The organism is Streptomyces sp. NPDC042638 (assembly GCF_040647235.1).
Taxonomy (GTDB): Bacteria; Actinomycetota; Actinomycetes; order Streptomycetales; family Streptomycetaceae; genus Streptomyces; species Streptomyces rameus.
Map to the genome: position 1 here is coordinate 92,427 of NZ_JBEZBT010000021.1, position 20,871 is coordinate 113,297.

The window sequence follows — 20,871 nt, forward strand, 5'->3', positions numbered from 1 at the left end:
AGCGATGACCAAAGTATCGGTGGCCAAGGAAGACGTGGCCACGTCCGACGAACTGGTCGTCCTGAAGAGCGTCAACAAGCACTTCGGCGCGTTGCACGTGCTCCAGGACATCGACCTGACGATCGCCCGCGGCGAGGTCGTCGTGGTCATCGGGCCCTCCGGGTCCGGGAAGTCGACGCTGTGCCGCACCATCAACCGGCTGGAGACGATCGATTCGGGCGCCATCACGATCGACGGCAAGCCCCTGCCGCACGAGGGCCGGGAGCTCGCCCGGCTGCGGGCGGACGTCGGGATGGTGTTCCAGTCGTTCAACCTCTTCGCGCACAAGACCGTGCTCGAGAACGTGATGCTGGGCCAGGTCAAGGTCCGCAAGGCGGACAAGAAGCAGGCCGAGGAGAAGGCGCGGGCCCTGCTGGACCGGGTCGGGGTGGGCACCCAGGCCGACAAGTACCCCGCCCAGCTCTCCGGCGGCCAGCAGCAACGCGTCGCGATCGCCCGGGCGCTGGCGATGGGCCCGAAGGTCATGCTCTTCGACGAGCCGACCTCCGCCCTCGACCCCGAGATGATCAACGAGGTCCTGGAAGTCATGCAACAGCTCGCGCGCGAGGGCATGACGATGATCGTCGTCACGCACGAGATGGGCTTCGCACGATCGGCTGCAAATCGTGTGGTTTTCATGGCGGACGGCCGGATCGTCGAACAGGCTGCGCCCGACCAGTTCTTCAGCAACCCGCGCAGCGACCGGGCCAAGGACTTCCTGTCCAAGATCCTGCACCACTGACGGCCCGGCCCCGCTCGCGTCACCTGCCTCAAGGGACCTCGTTCCTCACCACCCAAAGGATGTTCAGCATGAAGCTCCGCAAGGTCACCGCCGCCTCGGCCGTCCTCCTCGCCCTCTCCGTGACCGCCACCGCGTGCGGCGGCAGCAAGGACGACAAGGGCTCCGGCAACGGCAAGACGATCGCCGTCGGCATCAAGTTCGACCAGCCGGGCATCGGCCAGAAGACCCCGCAGGGCTACTCGGGCTTCGACGTCGACGTGGCCACCTATGTCGCCAAGAAGCTCGGTTACAGCGCCGACCAGATCGAGTGGAAGGAGTCGAAGAGCGCCGACCGCGAGACCATGCTCAAGCGCGGTGACGTCGACTTCATCGCCGCCTCCTACTCGATCACGCCGGAGCGCCAGAAGCTGGTCGACTTCGCCGGTCCGTACCTGCTGGCCCACCAGGACGTGCTGGTCCGCGCGGACGACAACTCGATCAAGTCGGCGGCCGACCTCAACAAGGCGAAGCTGTGCTCGGTCACCGGCTCGACCTCGGCGCAGAACGTCAAGGACAAGCTCGCCCCCAAGGCGCAGCTCCAGAAGTACCCGACGTACTCCGCCTGCCTGACCGGCCTGCAGAACAAGGCGATCGACGCGCTCACCACGGACGACTCGATCCTCGCCGGTTACGCCTCCCAGTCGCAGTTCAAGGGCAAGTTCAAGCTCGGCGGCCTGAAGATGACCAACGAGAACTACGGCATCGGTGTCAAGAAGGGCAGCGACCTCAAGGCCAAGATCAACAAGGCGCTCGAGGCGATGGTCTCCGACGGTTCGTGGGACGCCGCCGTGAAGAAGAACTTCGGCCCGGCCGGCTACAAGAACGAGCCCGCCCCGAAGATCGGCGACATCAAGAGCTGAGGCAACGCCCGGCGGGCGCGCCGTCCGTGAGGGCGGCGCGTCCGGGCATCCCTACACGCGAAAGCGCGGGAGATCGTGTTCGACTTTCTTGACGGTTACGACGTACTGGGCGCCTTCTGGACGACAGTGCAGCTGACGCTGCTGTCCGCCGTGGGCTCCCTGGTCTGGGGCACCCTGCTGGCCGCCATGCGGGTGAGCCCCGTACCGCTGATGCGCGGTTTCGGCACCGCCTACGTGAACATCGTGCGGAACATCCCGCTCACGGTGATCATCCTGTTCGCCTCGCTCGGCCTCTACAACACGCTGGGCATCAGCCTGGGCGCCGGCGACATCGTGGACACGGCCAACTTCCGGCTGGCGGTGCTCGGACTGATCGTCTACACGTCCGCCTTCGTGTGCGAGGCGATCCGCGCGGGCATCAACACCGTGCCGGTCGGCCAGGCGGAGGCCGCGCGGGCCATCGGCCTGAGCTTCACCCAGGTGCTGTTCCTGGTCGTCCTGCCGCAGGCGTTCCGGGCGGCCGTCCTGCCCCTGACCAACGTGCTGATCGCGTTGACGAAGAACACGACGGTGGCGGCCGCCATCGGCGTCGCCGAGGCGGCGCTGCTGATGAAGGACATGGTCGAGAAGGAGGCTCAGCTGCTGCTGATCTCCGCGGTCATCGCCTTCGGCTTCTGCTGCCTGACCCTGCCGACCGGCCTGATCCTCGGCTGGGTGGGCAAGAAGGTGGCGGTGAAGCGATGAGTTCGCTCCTCTACGACGCCCAGGGGCCGCGCGCCAAACGGCGCAACCTGCTCCTCACGGCGCTCTTCATAGCCGCGCTCGCGGCCCTCCTCTGGTGGGTGTACAAGGCCCTCGACGAGAAGAACCAGCTGGACTGGGTGCTGTGGAAGCCGTTCTTCAGCGGCTCCGAGGCGTACTCGACGTACATATGGCCCGGCCTGCAGAACACCCTCAAGGCGGCGGCCCTGGCGATGGTCATCGCGTTGCCGCTGGGTGCCGTCCTCGGTATCGCCCGGCTCTCGGACCACGTGTGGGTGCGAGTACCGGCGGCGGTCGTCGTGGAGTTCTTCCGCGCGATCCCCGTACTGGTCCTGATGATCTTCGGGTTGGCGCTCTACGCCCAGTACACCAACGTGAATTCGGACGACCGGCCGCTCTACGCGGTCGTGACCGGCCTGGCGCTGTACAACGCGTCGGTGCTCGCCGAGATCGTGCGCGCGGGCATCCTCTCCCTCCCCAAGGGCCAGGGCGAGGCGGCCATGGCCATCGGTCTGCGCAAGGGCCAGGTGATGCGGCTCATCCTGCTGCCGCAGGCCGTCACCGCGATGCTCCCGGCGATCGTCAGCCAGCTGGTGGTCATCGTGAAGGACACCGCGCTCGGCGGCGCCGTCCTGACCTTCCCCGAGCTGCTCGCCTCGGCGAACACCATGAGCGGCTACTACGGCGCCAACACCATCGCCTCCTTCACGGTGGTGGCCGCGATCTACTGGATCATCAACTTCTCCCTCACCTCGTTCGCGGGCTGGCTCGAGGGCCGGCTGCGGCGGCGCAAGAAGTCGACCGGCGCCGTGCTCGGCGCCCAGGACGTCGCGGACATCGCCGGCACGGCGGCGACCGGGGCCGGGGGCACTGGCGGTGGCGTGGACCTCAGCGGTCCCTTCGTCGGCGGCGGTGGTCAGAGGGGTGTCCACAAGGACTGACGCTCATTCAGGTGACATGAGGCACCCGGGGGCAGTGGCGTGATCGCCACTGCCTCCGTTCGCTTGACGCAAACTCTGCCAATGGGTTGCATACGTTCTGTGATCGTGCACCCCGCTCCGCCTTCCTGTTCACTTGTCCCCGTCAGGGCATCGTCACGGGCAGGGGGCGCCGCGTCATGGACCCGGTGATCATCGTCGGAGCGGGGCCCGTGGGACTGACGCTCGCCCTGCTGCTGGCCCGTCAGAACGTGCCCGCCGTCGTCCTGGACGAGGGCCCCGGCAAGGACGAGCCCCGCCCGGCACGCACGGTCGTCCTGCGCGAGGACACGGCCGCCCTGCTGGAGCGGCTGACCGGCGTCGCCCTGGGGGAGCACGGTGTGCGCTGGGCCGGATGGCGGTCCTTGCGGCGCAAGCAGGTGGTGAGCGAGGTCGCCTTCGACGCGGCCGGCCTCGCCGCCCCGCTGCACATCGCGCAGTACGTCATCACCAACGCCCTGCGCGCGGCCCTCGCCGACGAGCCGCTGGTGAAGGTGGCCGTCGACAGCCGCCTGGACGCCGTCGAGCAGGAGCGTTTCGGCGTCACCGCGCACACCCGTGGTCCCAAGGGCACCTGGTGGCGGGGCAGTTACCTGGTCGGCTGCGACGGGCCCCGCTCGACCGTCCGCAAGCTCCAGGACATCCGCTTCCCGGGCCGTACGGCGGTGGAGCGGCACGCGGTCGCCGCTCTGCGCGCGGAACTTCCCTGGGAGGGCCAGACGTTGCTCCACCGGATGCCGCCGTGGCGGTCGTCCGGGCCCTCGGCCGGGGAGGTGACCGCCCGCCCCCTCCCGGACGGCGTCTGGCGCCTGGACTGGCTGCTGCCGCCGGGCAAGGACCTGGTCACGCCCGAGCTCCTGGTGGCCCGGATCCGCGAGACCCTCGCGGGCTGGACGGACAGCGCCACACCGACGTACGAGCTGCTCGACACCGGTGTCCACACGGTGCACCACCGGCTGGCCCGCCGGTGGCGCGCCGGCCGGGTCTTCCTCGCCGGAGACGCGGCCCACCTGCTCGGCGCGCTCGGCACCCAGGGTCTCGAGGAGGGCCTGCGGGACGCCGACAACCTCGCCTGGAAGCTCGCCACGGCCTGGCACCACGGCCCGTACGAGGCCCTGCTGGACAGCTACCAGACCGAGCGGCGCGCCGTGGTCGCCGCCCGGCTGCGCGCCGCCGACCAGGCGCTGCCGGTCCTGCGCGGCGGGGGCGGGCTGCGCAACATCGTCCCGGGCGCGACCCGCGGCCACGACACGCTGCTCGCGGACGGTCACCTGGGCCGCGGTCCGCTGGGCGCGTCCGGGACGTACGCGGACTCGCCGCTCGCGCCCCGGCACCTGGAGGCGGTCATCCCCGTCGGCACCGAGCCCGGGGCACCGGTGACCGACGTCCGGGTCACGGCGGAGGACGGGTCCTTCGTCCAGCTGCGCGACCGGCTCGGCCGCGGCGCGCTGCTCGTCGTCCTGATCGCTCCCGGTACGGGGGTCTGGGACCGCAAGCACTGGGTGTCCGCCGGGGTCATGCCCCGGCTCGCGGCGGCCGTGACCGCGCTGCCGCACCCCGCCGAGCTGCTGGTCGCCGAGAGCTACCCGGGCGCCCCGGCGCACAGCGTGCTGCTCGTACGTCCCGACGGCCACCTGGTCACCGCGTTGAGCGGGGTGCGCCCGGCCGACCTGTACGCGGCGGCGGAGGCCGCACTGGGCGGTGCGGCGCGGGAACAGCAGCACCGGGAGGAGCGGAGGGAGACGACGGCGACGACGGCGACTACGGCATCGGCGACGACGGCCGAGGCCGGCTCCGCCGCGCGCTGAAGGAGCACGCGAGGCGTCCAGGACCGGGACCGCGCGGCTCGGGCTCCCGCGCACCCTGAAAAGGCTCCCTACGCCCCCGTCCGCGTGGTGACACTCGGTTGACCGGGGTACGTCGGCATGCTGTACTCCGGATCGTGACCGACACCTGTGTGCGCCTGTGGCGGAGGGTCCATATGGACCTCGTCCGCTACGCGGGCTGCGTGTGTCGTCCGTCCTGCTGAATTCGCCTCCCTCTCCTCACCGGGCGCCGTCGCGCGCCCGTTTCCGCGAACGCTCATCAGGACGGTGCCTGTGTCTGTCCCCTCACCTTCCCTGTCCTCGCCCGTGTCCGCCGCCGGCTCGACGCCCACCCAGGCGGACCTCCTCGACTTCGTCCGCCGCACGGCGGCCGATACCGAGCTGATCGCCGCCCTGCCGCTCGACCCGGAGGGCCGCACCTGGGTACGGCTGCAAGGCCCCGGCGGCAGCGAGGCCTGGCTGATCGGCTGGCCGCCCGGTACGGGCACCGGCTGGCACGACCACGCCGACTCCGTCGGCGCCTTCCTCACCGCTTTGGGAGAACTCAAGGAGTACTCGCTCGCCGCCCGGCTGCCCACGGACGGCTGGAAGACCCTGGAACTCACCGAGGGCGTGGACCGCGAACGCCGGCTGCCGGCCGGCGAGGGCCGCGCCTTCGGCCGCCACCATGTGCACGAGGTCCTCAACGAGTCCCGCGACCGCCACGCGATCTCCGTCCACGCCTACTACCCGCCGTTGCCCCGGATCCGCCGCTACAGTCGCACGGGCCAGGTACTGCGCCTGGAGCAGGTCGAACGCCCGGAGGACTGGCAGTGAGCGGCATCAGAGAGCCGTCGGCGGTGACCGGCGTGACCGGCGGACGTCCGCTCGGCATCGACGAGTTGCTGGAGCGGGTCCGGGCGGGCTACCGGCGCGTCGAGGCCCGGGAGGCGCACGAGGCGGCGCTGTCCGGCCAGGCGCTGCTGGTCGACATCCGGTACGCGGCCCTGCGCGAGCGGGACGGACTCATCCCCGGCGCCGTCGTGGTCGAGCGCAACGAACTGGAGTGGCGCCTCGATCCGCAGGGCAGCCACCGCCTTCCCCAGGCGACCGGGCACGACCTGCGTGCCGTGGTGATCTGCAACGAGGGTTACGCCTCCAGCCTCGCCGCCGTCTCCCTCCACCAGCTGGGCCTGCACCGCGCGACGGACCTGGTGGGCGGCTTCCAGGCATGGCGGGCGGAAGGGCTGCCGGTGGAGCCGGTGGAGCCGGTGGAGCCGGTGGAGCCGGTGACACGCTGAGGCACCCGCGGAAGCGAGCCAAGCGCTGAAGCCCTGCACGTGCAGGGGTTCAGCGCTTGGCTCCTGCCAGGCGGTGATCAGTGCCGGGCACATCGGAGCCTGTGTGTGCGCGGGTCCTGTGTGCGCGGCCGGCCTCCGGCCGGCGTGTGGGCCGGGGCCCGGGGCGCGCGTACCGACTCGCCCGTGCGGGCAGGTGAGAGCACTGTGGTGGCCCGTCAAAGGCCCCGCGACCAGGACCGTCAGAAGTCCCGTTTCTCCAGCCTCTCCCGGGGCCGCCAGCTCTCGGGGCCGTCAGCTCTCGGGGCCTCCAGATCTCGGAGCCTTCAGAAGTCCCCGTCCCCCAGGAAGTCCGTTTCCTCGCCCTCTTCCTCCAGGGCCTGGCGGACGACGCGGAGGGCCAGGCCCTCGGGGTAGCCCTTGCGGGCGAGCATGCCCGCGAGCCGGCGGAGCCGCTTGTCGCGGTCGAGGCCATGGGTGGCACGCAGCTTGCGGGCGACGAGTTCGCGGGCGGTCGCCTCCTCCTGCTCGGAGTCGAGCTGGGCGACAGCGTCCTCGATCAGCGCCGAGTCGACTCCCTTGGTACGCAGTTCCCGGGCGAGGGCGCGGCGGGCCAGTCCTCGCCCATGATGCCGGGACTCCACCCAGGCCTCCGCGAAGGCGCCGTCGTCGATGAGCCCGACCTCCTCGAACCGGGACAGCACCTCCTCGGCCACGTCCTCGGGGATCTCCCGCTTGCGCAGGGCGTCCGCGAGCTGCTTGCGGGTGCGCGGGGTCCCGGTGAGCAGGCGCAGGCAGATCGCCCGGGCCCGCTCAGCCGGGTCCCCTGAAGACTCCCCCCGCTCGTCCCTCGCCGAGGGAGGGGCGCCTTCGTCCTCGCCGGGCGCGTCCCCGAAACCGCGCCGTCGTCGGCCGCGCCCGCGTCCCCGGCCTCGCGCGCCGGGTTCGTCACGCCCGTGATGCTGGTCGGCACGCTCGCCGTACTCCCCGTCCCGGTGTCCGTCGCCACTCTCCGGGGCGGGGTCCGGGTGGCCCCCGGTGCCCTTTCCCCACGGGGCACCGGGCGTGGCGTACTCGTACTCGGCCCAGTCGGTTCGTCGTGTCACGGGTCAGCTCTTGGCTGTGGCGGCCTTGGGCTTGGTGACCTTGGCGGCTGCCGGGGCGGGCGCCGCCTTGCCGGAGTCCTCGGTCCCCGCGGTGGTGACCGCCGCGTCGGCTCCCGGCTCGGTGGCGGGCTCCTCCGGCCGGACCCCCACGCCCAGCTTCTCCTTGATCTTCTTCTCGATCTCGTTGGCCAGGTCGGGGTTGTCCTTGAGGAAGTTCCGCGCGTTCTCCTTGCCCTGGCCGAGCTGGTCGCCCTCGTACGTGTACCAGGCGCCTGCCTTGCGCACGAAGCCGTGCTCCACGCCCATGTCGATCAGACCGCCCTCGCGGCTGATGCCCTGGCCGTAGAGGATGTCGAACTCGGCCTGCTTGAAGGGCGGCGCGACCTTGTTCTTGACGACCTTGCAACGGGTGCGGTTGCCGACCGCCTCCGTGCCGTCCTTCAGGGTCTCGATGCGGCGGATGTCGATGCGCACCGAGGCGTAGAACTTCAGGGCACGGCCACCGGTCGTGGTCTCCGGGGAGCCGAACATCACGCCGATCTTCTCGCGGAGCTGGTTGATGAAGATCGCGGTGGTCTTGGACTGGTTGAGCGCACTGGTGATCTTCCGCAGCGCCTGGCTCATCAGACGGGCCTGCAGACCCACGTGGCTGTCGCCCATCTCGCCCTCGATCTCCGCGCGCGGGACGAGCGCGGCCACGGAGTCGATGACGATCAGGTCGAGGGCACCGGAGCGGACCAGCATGTCCACGATCTCCAGGGCCTGCTCGCCGTTGTCGGGCTGGGAGAGGATGAGGTTGTCGATGTCGACGCCGAGCTTCTTCGCGTACTCGGGGTCCAGGGCGTGCTCCGCGTCGACGAAGGCGACCTGGCCGCCGGCCTTCTGCGCGTTCGCCACCGCGTGCAGGGTCAGGGTCGTCTTGCCGGAGGACTCCGGGCCGTACACCTCCACGACGCGGCCGCGCGGCAGGCCGCCGACACCAAGGGCGACGTCAAGGGCGGTCGACCCGGTGGGGATGACCTCGATGGGCTCGTTCGGCCGCTCGCCGAGGCGCATGACGGCACCCTTGCCGAATTGCCGTTCAATCTGTGCGAGCGCGGCGTCGAGCGCCTTCTCGCGGTCGGTTCCTGCCATGGGTTCCACCCGGTTTGCTTGAGTCGATCGCTTCACGTCAAAGACGCTAACGCCTGCCACTGACAATGCGCCCCGACGCAGGCCCAGCCTGTGGATAACCGGGGGACATCCCCCGCGAATCGGGGCGAAATCCCCAACCGAAAGCCTCGCCTGAGCCTCCATGAGAATGGATGTTCGATTTTTGTGTCAAGCGCACCACGCGGAGCGAGCCGGGCCTTCCGGGACCGCCCTGACAGCGGGCCGGTCTGCTCCCGGTGGCGTACCTCGGGTGTCTCCGGCCGGACGACGACCACGCCGGCCGCGCCCGCAAGCCTGGGGCCATGAAGAATCCGCGCGCCGTCGAACGCCTCTGTCACACCACGGGTCTGCTGCTCGTCCTGTCGGGTCTCGTCCACCTCGTGGTGTTCGCGGTCGACGGCGGCCCGTGGGACGGCCCTGTCTCCTGGCGCAAGCCCGTCACGTTCGGGCTCTCGTTCGGGGTGACGCTGATCGCGCTCACCTGGGTCACGTCGTACCTGCGGACCGGTGACCGGCTGCGCTCGGCCCTGCTGCTCGTCCTCGCCGCCGACTGCGTGGTGGAGGTGGCCGGCATCACCCTCCAGGCGTGGCGACGGGTGCCCTCGCACCTGAACATGGAGACGTCCTTCGACTCGGCGGTGTCCATGGCGCTCGCGGTGGGCGGCGCCGTCCTGGTCGTCCTGCTCACCGTCTTCGCCGTCGCGTCCTTCCGGCACCGGCCGACGGGGCCGGCCAGCATGCCGTTGGCCGTGCGTTGCGGTTTCGCGCTCCTGCTGGTGGCCCTCGCCTCCGGGGCGGCGATGATCGCGCGCGGGGTCGTCCTGACGCGGACCGGGCACCAGGAGGCCGCTTACCACTCGACGGCACCGCTCAAGCCGCTGCACGGCGTGAGCCTGCATGCCGTGCTCGTGCTGCCCCTGCTGGCCTGGGCGCTGTCCCGTACGCCCTGGAGCGAGAAGGCGCGCCGGCGGATCGTGGCCGCCGCGGCCGGCTGCTGCACGGCGGCCGTTGCCGTGGCCGCGGTGTGGGCGACGGTGACGTACTGAGGAGGCGCTGTCGCGGACGTACTGAGGAGGCGCTGTCGCGCCTGGCCCCTCCACGGCCACGGCTCTACGGCTGTTCCCGCCCGCCGGGACCGCCGGCCCACAACCGCCGCACGCGCGTGAGCATCCCGGGGCCGCCCCGGCCTCTGCCGCGGTGCCCGTGCACCCGGGGGTCGTCCGTGACGGCGTACCGCTTGACGTACGCCCCCAGGAACGCCTGGAGGGTGGCCACCGCCGGGATGGCGATCAGCGCGCCGACCGCGCCCAGCAGTGCGGTGCCCGCGACGACCGAGCCGAAGGCGACCGCCGGGTGGATGTCGACGGTCTTGGCGGTCAGCTTGGGCTGGAGCACGTAGTTCTCGAACTGCTGGTAGATCACGACGAAGACCAGCACCCACACCGCGTACCAGGGGTTGACGGTGAACGCGATCAGCATCGGCAGCGCACCGGCGAGGTATGTCCCGATGGTGGGGATGAACTGCGAGACCAGGCCCACCCAGACGCCGAGCACGGGCGCGTACGGCACACCCATGGCCTCGAGCAGGATGTAGTGCGCGACGCCGGAGATGAGCGCCATGAGACCGCGCGAGTACAGGTACCCACCCGTCTTGTCGACGGCGATCTCCCAGGCGCGCAGCACCTCGGCCTGACGCGCGGGCGGCAGCACGGAGCACAGGGCGCGGCGCAGCCGGGGACCGTCGGCGGCGAAGTAGAACGAGAACAGGCCGACCGTCAGCAGCCGGAAGAGCCCGCCGAGCACCTGGGCCGACACGTCGAGGACCCCGGCCGCGCTGTTCTGCACGTACTTGCGCAGCCAGTCGGAGTGGAGCAGGCCCTCCTGGACGTCCACCCGCTTGAGGTGCGTGTGGAAGGTTTCGTTGATCCAGTTGATGAGCGAGTCAAGGTAGTCCGGGAAGCCCTCGATCATCTTGATGATCTGGCCGGCCAGCATGGACCCGAGCAAGGTGATGAACCCGGCCGTGACGACGGCCAACCCGAGGAAGACGAGGAAGGTGGCGAGCCCCCTGCGCATGCCATGAGCCGCCATCCGGCTCACCGCGGGTTCGATCGCGAGAGCCAGGAAGAACGCGATCAATATGTTGATCAGGAGTCCGGTCAGCTGATGGAAGGCCCAGCTGCCCAACTGGAACGAGGCGATCAGCGCGAGCGCGAGCACCATGGCACGCGGCAGCCAGCGTGGCATCCGGCCGCCCTGCGCGACGGCGTCGGAGAGCGGCGGCCGGCCGGGCGGGGCCGGAGCCGCCGGTGTTGCCTGCCGGTCGGACGGCTCGCCGTCCTCGGCAGTGGGTGCCAGGGGATCCTCGTCAGTGGGTGCCACGCGCCCAGTCTCGCCCACGCCACCGACAACAGGTGACCGTCCGCGATCTTCGTGACAGAGCAGTGCCGAACTGTCGCACTCTTTACCGGCACATCGGACATTTCGGCCGACGTGTGTCAACGTCGCTCGCCCGGCACGTCCATGACCGCGCAGACCACGCGCCACACGTCCTTGGCCTCCCAGCCGGCGTCCAGTGCCTGGTTCACCGTGCGTCCGCCCAGTTCCGACATGACGTGGTCGCGCGCGAAGGTCTCGGCGTACCCCCGACCGAAGTGTTCCGCCATCCGCTGCCAGAAGACCGTCAACCGCATGACTTCAGTATCCCGCCCCTGGGGGTGGGCCCTGCCCGGGAGGGCCGCCGGGACCGATTTCCGTCCTACGGTCTGACCCATGGCCGAACTAGGAGCTTCCCCACTCCCCTCCACGTCCCCGGCGCGCTCCCCGCTCTTCCGCGCCGAACAGTTCGTGTGGCTCACCGCGCGCGTGCTGGAGCAGCGTCTCTTCGCGTACCACTTCCTGCACGGCAGCCCTGAGGCGGTGGAAACCGCACTGGACGCCTACCGCAACGAGGACGGCGGGTACGGGCACGCGCTGGAGCCCGATCTGCGCGGCCCGGTCAGCCAGCCCCTGCACACCGCGCACGCACTGCGCGTGCTGGACGCCGTCGGGCGCTGCGGCGGGCAGCGGGTGGAGCGCGTGTGCCGCTACCTGACCTCCGTCTCCACCCCGGACGGCGCGCTGCCCGCCGTCCATCCCGGCCAGCGCGGCTATCCGACGGCGCCGTTCGTCCCCGTCGTCGACGATCCGCCCAGCGATCTGCTGGCCACCGGTCCGGTGGTCGGGCTGCTGCACCGCAACGAGGTGTGGCACGCCTGGCTGTTCCGGGCCACCGACTACTGCTGGCACGCGGTGGAGTCCCTGGACAAGTCCCACCCCTACGAGGTGGAGGCCGCCGTGGCCTTCCTGGACTTCGTTCCCGACCGCCCGCGCGCGGAGGCCGCCGCCGACCGGCTGGGCCGGCTGGTACGGGAGCAGCGGCTCGCCGTGCTCGACCCGGACCGCATCGACGCGTTTCCGGTCGCGTCCGGTTCTGCCCCCGGCGAGCACCACTACCCGCACGATTTCGCCCGGTACCCGGACTCGCTCGCGCGCGCGTGGTTCACGGACGACGAGATGACGCGCTCGCTGGACCACCTGGCCGCCGAACAGCGGGAGGACGGCGGCTGGCCCGTGCGGTGGCGCCAGTGGGCCCAGGCGCCCACGCTGGAGGCGCGAGCCCTGGTGACGATCGACGCGCTGCGCACCCTCAGGGCCCACGGTCGTTTCGTGGGCTGATCAGGTCCCGTCCGCGGGCCGAGCCCGTCGCTGAGGCGGGCCGGCCCGGTCCGCCTCACCAGCCGACGGCCCGTAGGCCCGCCGTCACCGCCACGGCCGCCGCGACGACCAGCAGGAAGGGCGCTCGCAGCAGCAGTGCCACGGCCGCGGCGGCGAGCCCCGTGGCCCGGGCGTCCAGCACCAGGGCGTGCCCGTCGGAGAACGTCTGCTGGGCCGTGAGCGCGGCGAGCAACGCGACCGGCAGCAGTGCGGCCAGCCGCCGCACGTACGGCCGCTCGACCGTGTGCGCCGGTACCAGGAGTCCGGCGAGCTTGACGGCGTAGCAGCCGAGGACGGTCACCCCGATCGCGATCCAGGCGTTCACCGGTCCTCCTCCACGCCGTCGAGTCCGTCCTGCCCGCCACGCGCCCGGCGCCGGCTCTCGGCGACGAGCGCGAGCGGCGCCGCCAGTGCGGCCACCAGGACCGGCGCGCCGGCCGGCAGGACGGGCAGCAGACCGAGGCCCAGCAGGACGGCGAGGCCCGCGACCGCGCGTTCGGTGGCCGTCTTCAGCATCGGCGCGAGCAGGGCGAGGAACACGGCGGGTCCCGCCGCGTCCAGGCCCCACGCGCGCGTGTCGCCGATCGCTTTGGCCCCCAGCGCGCCGAGCAGAGTGGTGAGGTTCCACAGCACGTAGAGGCTGAGCCCGGTCACGGTGAAGCCGATCCGCGCGGCCCGCCGGTTCGGCTGGGCCAGGGTCACCGCGGTGGTCTCGTCGATCACCCACTGGGCGGCGAACGGCCGTACCGCGCGCGGGAGGGCGAGCAGCTGTGACAGCCGCAGTCCGTAGAAGGCGTTGCGCACGCCCAGGAAGAAGGCGCCGGCCGCGGCCGTGAACGGGTTCCCGCCTGCGGCGAGGGCTCCGACCAGGGCGAACTGGGAGGCGCCGGTGAACACCAGGAGGCTGAGCGCGCAGGTCTGGAGCAGTCCGAGTCCGCTGCCGGCCGAGGTCACCCCGAAGGCGAATCCGGACAGGCCCACGGCGACGCCCACCCCGAGGGCGTCCCGCACGACGGCGGCGTCCGGCTTGTCCGGGCCGTCGGCCGTCGGATCGATGAGTGCTATGTGCTGTGCCACGCACCGGACCGTACGGGCGGCCGTCAGCTCGCGTCTTGTACGTTCTTGCGCTCGCCGGTGCTGGTGCGCTCCCGCCGGTACGCGCCCGGCGGCACGCCGACGATCCGGGTGAAGTGCCGGTTGAGGTGGGGCTGGTCGGTGAAGCCGACGGCGACCGCCGCCTCGGCGGGAGCCGTCCCCGCGTCCAGCAGCAGCCGGGCCCGGCGCACGCGGGCGTCGGTCAGCCAGGTGTGCGGTGGCATGCCGTAGGCGTCGCGGAACGCCCGCAGCAGGGCGAACGGGCTGGTGCCGAGGTCCGCGGCGAGCCGTTCCAGGGCCGGCGGGTCGGCCATGCGCTCCTCCAGCACCGCACGCGCGCGTGCCGCGGTCCGCGCCCCGGCCGTCCGGGTCCGCCGCTCGGGCAGCGGTCCGCCGTTGAGCCGCAGCAGCCTGGTCACGGCGACCCGCAGGAGCGTGTCGGCGGCCAGTGCGTTGCCCTCGTCGGCGGCGCGCAGCACCTGGTGGACCAGCCGGACGGTGTATGGATCGTCGAGGACGGGGCTGACGAAGCCCGGAGTGCCCCGCAGGGTGGTGGTCTCGGCGGCGATCGCGGCGACCACGTCGGGCGGCGGGTAGAGCGCGCCGTACCGCCAGCCCTCGGGCACCCCGGCCCGGCCGGTGTGCGGGGTGTCGGGGTTGACCAGGGCGAGGGCTCCGGCGCCGGCGGAGACGTCGGAGCCGTGGTGATGGAAGACCTCGACGCCGTCGGCGATGGCCGCGATCACGAAGTTCTCGTGGGTGTGCCGGACGAAGGTCTTGCGGATGTACCGGGCCCGCAGCAGGTCGACCCCGGGCAGCTCCGCGTACCGCCAGTGCCGTGCCCGCTCCCCTGAACCCGCCATACGGCCATTGTCCGCCCCACCGGCCACGACATCGGCCCGGCCCGCACCGCCGCCCCATTTGCCCAGGTCAGGGCGATTGTCAGTGGGCGGGTGCAGGATGGACGCATGGTCAGCTCCGCCCACCGGGCCCTCGACGGCTTCTCCCCCGCGACCCGCGGCTGGTTCACGGGGGCCTTCTCCGCGCCCACCGCGGCCCAGGTGGGCGCGTGGCAGGCCATCCAGGCGGGCTCGGACGTGCTGGTGGTCGCCCCGACCGGCTCGGGCAAGACTCTGGCCGCTTTCCTCGCCGCACTGGACCAGCTGGCCTCGGCCCCGCCCCCGGCCGACCCGAAGAAGCGCTGCCGGGTGCTGTACGTGTCCCCGCTGAAGGCCCTGGCCGTCGACGTCGAGCGCAACCTGCGCAGCCCGCTGACCGGCATCCGCCAGGAGTCCGTGCGCCTGGGTCGGCCCGAACCCGAGATCAGGGTCGGCATCCGGTCCGGCGACACCCCGGCCGCCGAGCGCCGCGCCCTGTCCACACGGCCGCCGGACATCCTGATCACCACCCCCGAGTCGCTGTTCCTGATGCTCACGTCGGCCACCCGGGACGCGCTCAGCGGCGTGGAGACGGTGATCCTGGACGAGGTGCACGCGGTCGCGGGCACCAAGCGCGGCGCGCACCTCGCGCTCTCCCTGGAGCGGCTGGACGAGCTGCTGCCGAAGCCCGCCCGCCGGATCGGCCTGTCGGCGACCGTGCGACCGGTGGACGAGATCGCCCGCTATCTGTCCCCGCGCCGCAAGGTGGAGATCGTCCAGCCGGAGTCCGGCAAGGAGTTCGACCTCTCCGTGGTCGTCCCGGTCGAGGACATGGGCGAGCTGGGCGGATCCCCGGCCGCCGACGCCGCCGAGGGCGGGGAACGGCCGTCGATCTGGCCGCACGTGGAGGAGCGGATCGCCGACCTGGTCCAGGCCCACCGGTCCACGATCGTGTTCGCGAACTCCCGACGGCTGGCGGAGCGGCTGTGCAACCGGCTCAACGAGATCGCCTACGAGCGGGCGACCGGGGAGACCCTGGACGAGCACCACTCCCCCGCCGAGCTGATGGGCGGCTCGGGCGCGGCACATGGGGCGCCGCCGGTGATCGCCCGCGCGCACCACGGGTCGGTCTCCAAGGAGCAGCGCGCCTTGGTGGAGGAGGATCTGAAGGCCGGGCGGCTGCCCGCCGTGGTCGCCACCTCCAGCCTCGAACTGGGCATCGACATGGGCGCGGTGGATCTCGTCGTGCAGGTCGAGTCCCCGCCCTCGGTCGCCTCCGGTCTCCAGCGCGTGGGCCGCGCGGGACACCAGGTCGGCGCCGTCTCCACCGGTGTCGTCTTCCCCAAGTACCGGGGCGACCTGGTCCAGGCGGCCGTGGTCACCGAGCGGATGCGCTCGGGCTCCATCGAGTCGCTGAAGGTGCCCGCGAACCCGCTGGACGTGCTGGCGCAGCAGCTGGTCGCCATGACCGCGCTGGACACCTGGCAGTTCGACGACCTGCTGACGGTGGTCCGGCGCGCGGCGCCGTTCGCCTCGCTGCCCGAGTCGGCGTTCACGGCGACACTCGACATGCTCGCGGGCCGCTACCCGTCGGACGCGTTCGCCGAGCTGCGTCCGCGCGTGGTGTGGGACCGCGTCACCGGCGAGATCACCGGCCGCCCGGGCGCCCAGCGCCTCGCGGTCACCTCCGGCGGCACGATCCCGGACCGCGGCCTGTTCGGCGTCTTCCTCGCCGGTTCCGACCCCAAGAAGGGCGGCGGCCGGGTCGGCGAGCTGGACGAGGAGATGGTGTACGAGTCCCGCGTGGGCGACGTCTTCACGCTGGGCACGAGCTCGTGGCGGATCGAGGACATCACGCGCGACCGCGTCCTGGTCTCTCCGGCGCCGGGTGTGCCGGGCCGGCTGCCCTTCTGGAAGGGCGACCAGCTGGGCCGCCCGCTGGAGCTGGGCCGCGCGGTGGGCGCCTTCCTGCGCGAGGTCGGCTCGCTGCCCAAGGACGACGCCCGGCTACGGCTGCTGGCGGCCGGCCTGGACGCGTGGGCGGCGGACAACGTGCTGTCGTACCTGGACGAGCAGCGCGAGGCATGCGGCCATGTCCCGGACGACCGTACGATCGTCGTGGAGCGGTTCCGTGACGAGCTGGGCGACTGGCGGGTCGTCGTCCACTCCCCCTTCGGCGCCCAGGTCCACGCCCCCTGGGCCCTCGCCCTCGCCGCCCGTCTGTCCGAGCGGTACGGCATGGACGCCCAGGTCATGCACGCCGACGACGGCATCGTGCTGCGCCTGCCCGACGCCGATCTGATGGGCCTGGACCTGCTCGGCCAGGAGCCCGTGAAGGCCGGCGGCGAGTACGACAGCGAGCAGGCCCCGGTCGGCGCGTCGGACGTCGCCTTCGACAAGGGCGAGGTCGACCAGGTCGTCACCGACCAGGTCGGCGGCTCGGCGCTGTTCGCCTCCCGGTTCCGGGAGTGCGCCGCCCGCGCCCTGCTGCTGCCGCGCCGCAACCCCGGCAAGCGCACGCCGCTGTGGCAGCAGCGCCAGCGGGCCGCCCAGCTGCTCCAGGTGGCGAGCGAGTTCGGTTCTTTCCCGATCGTCCTGGAAGCGGTCCGCGAATGCCTCCAGGACGTCTTCGACGTTCCCGGGCTGGTCGAGCTGATGGGCGACATCGAGTCCCGCAAGGTGCGTCTGGTCGAGGTCACCACCCCGGAGCCGTCCCCGTTCGCCCGCTCCCTGCTCTTCGGGTACGTCGCCCAGTTCCTGTACGAGGGCGACTCGCCGCTGGCCGAGCGCCGCGCCGCCGCGCTCTCGCTGGACTCCCGGTTGCTGGCCGAACTGCTGGGCCAGGCGGAGCTGCGCGAACTGCTCGACGCGGAGGTGCTGACCGAGCTGGAGCGCGAGCTGCAGTGGCTCACCGAGGACCGCCGGGTCAAGGACGTCGAGGGTGTCGCCGATGTGCTCCGGCTGCTCGGCCCGCTGACCGACGCGGAGCTGGTGGCGCGGGGTGCGGATCCGCAGTGGGCGCGGGAGCTGGCCGGGGCCCGCCGGGCCATCGAGGTCCGGATCGCCGGTACCGACCACTGGGCTGCCGTCGAGGACGCGGGCCGCCTGCGCGACGCGCTGGGCACGGCACTGCCGGTCGGCGTCCCCGAGGCGTTCACCGAACCGGTCAAGGACCCGCTGGGCGACCTCCTCGCGCGCTACGCCCGGACGCACGGCCCCTTCACCTCGACCACCGCGGCGGCCCGGTTCGGTCTGGGCGTCGCGGTCACCGAGGGTGCCCTGCAGCGGCTCGCGGGGAGCGGCCGGGTCGTCCAGGGCGAGTTCCACCCGGCCGGCATCGGCCAGGAGTGGTGCGACGCGACCGTACTGCGCCGTCTGCGCCGCCGCTCCCTGGCGGCCCTGCGCCATGAGCTGGAGCCCGTGCCTCCGGCCGCGCTCGCCCAGTTCCTGCCGCAGTGGCAGCACATCGGCAAGGGGCATGGTCTGCGCGGCATCGACGGGCTGGTGCGCGCGATCGAGCAGTTGCAGGGTGCCTCCGTGCCCGCCTCCGCGCTGGAGAAGCTGGTCCTGCCCTCCCGGGTGGCGAACTACACGCCTTCGATGCTCGACGAGCTGACCGCCGCGGGCGAGGTGGTGTGGGCCGGCGCCGGAGCCCTGCCCGGCAAGGACGGCTGGGTCTCGCTCTATCTGGCGGACGCGGCCCCGCTGCTGCTCCCGGCACCGCACCCGCTGGAGCTCACCGCGCTCCACCAGTCCGCCCTCGATGCCCTGTCCGGCGGCTACGGTCTGTTCTTCCGGCAGATCGCCGACCAGATCCGTGCCACCACGCACCCCGACGTCACCGATCCCCAACTGGCCGACGCGCTGTGGGACCTGGCCTGGTCCGGCCGGCTCACCAACGACACCCTGGCTCCGATGCGTTCCCTGCTGGGTTCCGGCCGTACGGCGGGCTCGACCGCGCATCGCGCCAAGCGCGCCGTCCCGCGCGGGCGCTACGGCTCCCTGACGGCCGCCGCGCGCACCGCCTCCCGCACCGGCCCGCCGACCGTCGCCGGCCGCTGGTCACTGCTGCCCGCGGCCGAGCCGGACGCCACGGTGCGCGCGCACGCACTGGCCCGCACGCTCCTGGACCGGCACGGCGTGGTCACCCGGGGAGCGGTCGCCGCGGAGGGTGTCGAGGGCGGTTTCTCGGCGGTGTACCGGGTGCTGTCGGCGTTCGAGGACAGTGGTCAGGCCCGGCGCGGTTACGTGGTCGAGGGGCTGGGCGCGGCCCAGTTCGCGATGGACGGCGCGGTGGACCGCCTGCGCGCGGTGGCGAACGCCCGCGAGCGGGCCGAGGGCCTGCCCGCCCCGGCCCGCCCGAACGGCTTCGGCGCCCCGGGTGCTACGAGCGGCTTCGCCGAGCAGGGGTTCCCGAACCCGTTCGACGGCTCCGACGGCACACCGCACGGCCACACCTTCGACGCAGGCGACGGCGGCCTCGCCCATCCCCGTCTGGACGGCGACTTCACCTGGCCTCCGGAGGACCGGCCCGCCGCCGACGGTGACCAGCTCTCGCCCCGGGACCTTACCGACCCGTTCGCTTCCCCGGGCTACGGCGGCCCGCGCGGCGGCATCCCCTACGGCTCGGGGCCGTCGTACGCCACGGCCGCCTACGGCACGGACCCGCACCGGGGCGGCTACGGCAGTGGCCGGACCGGTTCCGCCGCGCCCGACCCACGTGTCGTGGTCCTCGCCGCGGCCGACCCGGCGAACGCCTACGGTTCCGCGCTGCCCTGGCCGGAGCCGCCGACCGGCGCCGGGCACAAGCCGGGGCGCAAGGCGGGTTCGCTGGTCGTCCTGGTGGAGGGAGAGCTGACGCTGTACATGGAGCGCGGCGGAAAGACGCTGCTGGCCTGGCCCGCCGCCCCGGACACCACGGCGACGGACGACCCCCGCCTCCGCCCGGCCGCCGAGGCGCTGGCCGCGGCGGCCCGCGCCGGCTCGCTCGGCACGGTCACGGTCGAGCGGATCAACGGCACCCCGGCCCTGACCTCCCCGGCAGGCACGCTCCTGGAGGCAGCGGGCTTCGTGGCGACCCCACGGGGCCTGCGCCTGAGGGCCTGACCGGCACCGCGGTCGGGCCCGAGGGAGGCGGATGGTGAAGCGGGTGGGACGGGGGTCGGGTGTCGGGCACCGCTGGGTGGTGGTCGTGCGGGTTGAGCGGGCGACGGCCAGACGCCTCGCCCAACGACTCCCTCAGGCCCGGCCGTCGTCCCGCTCAACCCGACACGACCACCACCAGCCACCGGCACCCGGCAGGCCCCCGCCGGGCACCCCCGGCCCCGCCCGGCGCACCGGCCCGCCGGGCACCCCCGACCCCGCCCGACCCCGCCGGGCACCCCCGGCCCCGCCCGGCGCACCGGCCCGCTGGGGCGCACCTCCGGCCGCCCACCGCCGACCCGCGCCCACCTCCCCCTCTCCCCCCGTGGCACGCTTGACGCATGCCCGAAGGTGACACGGTCTGGCAGGCCGCGCGGCGGCTGCACGAAGCCCTCGCGGGCAAGGCGCTGACCCGCAGCGACTTCCGCGTGCCCCAGTACGCGACGGTCGACCTGACCGGCCGCAGGGTGCTGAGCACGGTCGCGCGCGGCAAGCACCTGCTCACCCGTTTCGAGGGCGGTCTGACGCTGCACACCCATCTGCGCATGGAGGGCGCGTGGAAGGTGTTCGGCTCGGGTGAACGCTGGCGCGGAGGGCCGGCGCACCAGATCCGGATCATCCTCGGCACGGCCGATCGCGACGCCGTCGGCTACCGCCTGCCGGTCGTGGAGCTGCTGCGCACCACCGAGGAGGAGCAGGCCGTCGGCCACCTCGGCCCCGATCTGCTCGGCCCCGACTGGGACCCCGACCGGGCCTTGGCCAACGTGCTGGCGGACCCCGCCCGTCAGCTCGGCGAGGCCCTGCTGGACCAGCGCAATCTGGCCGGTATCGGCAATGTCTACAAGAGTGAGCTGTGCTTCCTCCTCGGCGTGACCCCCTGGCTGCCGGCCGGCGCGCTGCCCGGGGACCGCGCCGAGAAGCTGCCCGGCCTGGCCAAGCGGCTCCTGGAGGAGAACCGCGACCGCCCGGTCCGCCAGACCGCGGGTCTGTCCCGCCGGCAGGCGACACGTCCGCCCTGGCCCGACCTGTTCGTCTACGGCCGGGCGGCACGCCCCTGCCTGCGCTGCCACACCCCCGTCCGAGTGGCGGACCAGGGCGACGGCTCCCAGGAGCGCCCCACCTACTGGTGTCCCACCTGCCAGTCGGGCCCCGCTCCCGCGGCCGGCTCGCCCCAGCGCTGGCGCGACCGCTACCCCCGCCGCACCGGCTGACCACTCCAG

The 20,871-nt window shown here is 72.6% G+C and carries 18 protein-coding genes and 1 pseudogene; 12 read left to right on the forward strand and 7 right to left on the reverse strand.

Annotated elements, in window-relative coordinates:
- The first annotated feature begins 4 nt into the window (after positions 1-4).
- The 8 genes from AB0B40_RS19105 to AB0B40_RS19140 all read left to right on the forward strand — a co-directional run bounded on the left by AB0B40_RS19105 (position 5) and on the right by AB0B40_RS19140 (position 6,525).
- Positions 5-781, forward strand: coding sequence for an amino acid ABC transporter ATP-binding protein (locus AB0B40_RS19105; RefSeq protein WP_161333374.1), 777 nt, complete (start codon positions 5-7; stop codon positions 779-781).
- Between the two features lie 68 nt (positions 782-849).
- On the forward strand, positions 850-1,680 hold the full coding sequence (locus AB0B40_RS19110; RefSeq protein WP_345056993.1) for a glutamate ABC transporter substrate-binding protein: 831 nt from the start codon (positions 850-852) through the stop codon (positions 1,678-1,680).
- A gap of 75 nt (positions 1,681-1,755) precedes the next feature.
- A complete protein-coding gene (locus AB0B40_RS19115; protein ID WP_345056995.1) occupies positions 1,756-2,424 on the forward strand; it encodes an amino acid ABC transporter permease in 669 nt (222 codons plus the stop codon).
- A complete protein-coding gene (locus tag AB0B40_RS19120) occupies positions 2,421-3,383 on the forward strand; it encodes an amino acid ABC transporter permease (protein ID WP_362264613.1) in 963 nt (320 codons plus the stop codon). Before AB0B40_RS19115 ends, AB0B40_RS19120 begins: the two co-directional genes overlap by 4 nt.
- A 176-nt stretch (positions 3,384-3,559) precedes the next feature.
- Positions 3,560-5,227, forward strand: coding sequence for an FAD-dependent monooxygenase (locus AB0B40_RS19125; protein ID WP_362264615.1), 1,668 nt, complete (start codon positions 3,560-3,562; stop codon positions 5,225-5,227).
- A gap of 149 nt (positions 5,228-5,376) precedes the next feature.
- Positions 5,377-5,448 (forward strand): putative leader peptide, encoded by a 72-nt coding sequence (locus tag AB0B40_RS19130; RefSeq protein WP_309544753.1) that lies wholly within the window; start codon positions 5,377-5,379, stop codon positions 5,446-5,448.
- A 64-nt stretch (positions 5,449-5,512) separates the two neighbouring features.
- The gene (locus tag AB0B40_RS19135; RefSeq protein ID WP_362264617.1) at positions 5,513-6,061 is read left to right on the forward strand and encodes a cysteine dioxygenase; all 549 of its coding nucleotides are present in this window, start codon (positions 5,513-5,515) and stop codon (positions 6,059-6,061) included.
- Positions 6,058-6,525, forward strand: coding sequence for a rhodanese-like domain-containing protein (locus AB0B40_RS19140; protein ID WP_362264618.1), 468 nt, complete (start codon positions 6,058-6,060; stop codon positions 6,523-6,525). The genes AB0B40_RS19135 and AB0B40_RS19140 overlap by 4 nt, the downstream gene beginning before the upstream one ends.
- A 323-nt stretch (positions 6,526-6,848) precedes the next feature.
- Here the strand turns inward: AB0B40_RS19140 and recX are convergent, their stop codons facing one another.
- Both recX and recA read right to left on the reverse strand, forming a co-directional pair.
- Entirely contained in the window at positions 6,849-7,628 is a 780-nt protein-coding gene (gene recX / locus AB0B40_RS19145) for a recombination regulator RecX (RefSeq protein WP_345057005.1), read from the reverse strand.
- A gap of 3 nt (positions 7,629-7,631) precedes the next feature.
- Positions 7,632-8,762 (reverse strand): recombinase RecA, encoded by a 1,131-nt coding sequence (gene recA, locus AB0B40_RS19150; protein WP_345057007.1) that lies wholly within the window; start codon positions 8,760-8,762, stop codon positions 7,632-7,634.
- Positions 8,763-9,082: 320 nt separating this feature from the next.
- Here recA and AB0B40_RS19155 point away from each other — a divergent pair, with 320 nt between their 5' ends.
- On the forward strand, positions 9,083-9,826 hold the full coding sequence (locus tag AB0B40_RS19155; protein ID WP_362264620.1) for a hypothetical protein: 744 nt from the start codon (positions 9,083-9,085) through the stop codon (positions 9,824-9,826).
- 64 nt (positions 9,827-9,890) lie between these two features.
- Here the strand turns inward: AB0B40_RS19155 and AB0B40_RS19160 are convergent, their stop codons facing one another.
- Together AB0B40_RS19160 and AB0B40_RS19165 are read right to left on the reverse strand one after the other, a co-directional pair.
- Entirely contained in the window at positions 9,891-11,138 is a 1,248-nt protein-coding gene (locus tag AB0B40_RS19160; protein ID WP_362264634.1) for an AI-2E family transporter, read from the reverse strand.
- A 140-nt stretch (positions 11,139-11,278) separates the two neighbouring features.
- Positions 11,279-11,473, reverse strand: a complete 195-nt coding sequence (locus AB0B40_RS19165) for a DUF3046 domain-containing protein (RefSeq protein ID WP_345057011.1) — start codon at positions 11,471-11,473, stop codon at positions 11,279-11,281.
- Positions 11,474-11,552: 79 nt separating this feature from the next.
- On the opposite strand from AB0B40_RS19165, the gene AB0B40_RS19170 reads away from it, so the two are divergent.
- Positions 11,553-12,497: a hypothetical protein gene (locus AB0B40_RS19170; RefSeq protein WP_362264621.1), complete on the forward strand. Its 945-nt coding sequence runs from the start codon at positions 11,553-11,555 to the stop codon at positions 12,495-12,497.
- A 55-nt stretch (positions 12,498-12,552) separates the two neighbouring features.
- On the opposite strand, the gene AB0B40_RS19175 is transcribed toward AB0B40_RS19170, so the two are convergent.
- The 3 genes and pseudogenes from AB0B40_RS19175 to AB0B40_RS19185 all read right to left on the reverse strand — a co-directional run.
- Positions 12,553-12,861, reverse strand: a complete 309-nt coding sequence (locus tag AB0B40_RS19175) for an AzlD domain-containing protein (protein WP_362264623.1) — start codon at positions 12,859-12,861, stop codon at positions 12,553-12,555.
- Positions 12,858-13,613 carry an AzlC family ABC transporter permease gene (locus AB0B40_RS19180; RefSeq protein WP_345057017.1) on the reverse strand — a complete coding sequence of 252 codons (756 nt, stop codon included), beginning with the start codon at positions 13,611-13,613 and terminating at the stop codon, positions 12,858-12,860. The genes AB0B40_RS19175 and AB0B40_RS19180 overlap by 4 nt, the downstream gene beginning before the upstream one ends.
- Positions 13,614-13,642: 29 nt before the next feature.
- Positions 13,643-14,494 (reverse strand): annotated as a pseudogene (locus AB0B40_RS19185) (AraC family transcriptional regulator); the annotation flags it as partial.
- Positions 14,495-14,599: 105 nt separating this feature from the next.
- On the opposite strand from AB0B40_RS19185, the gene AB0B40_RS19190 reads away from it, so the two are divergent.
- Positions 14,600-19,615: an ATP-dependent helicase gene (locus AB0B40_RS19190; protein ID WP_362264625.1), complete on the forward strand. Its 5,016-nt coding sequence runs from the start codon at positions 14,600-14,602 to the stop codon at positions 19,613-19,615.
- Between the two features lie 377 nt (positions 19,616-19,992).
- Entirely contained in the window at positions 19,993-20,862 is an 870-nt protein-coding gene (locus tag AB0B40_RS19195; RefSeq protein WP_362264626.1) for a DNA-formamidopyrimidine glycosylase family protein, read from the forward strand.
- The last annotated feature ends 9 nt before the right edge of the window (positions 20,863-20,871 follow it).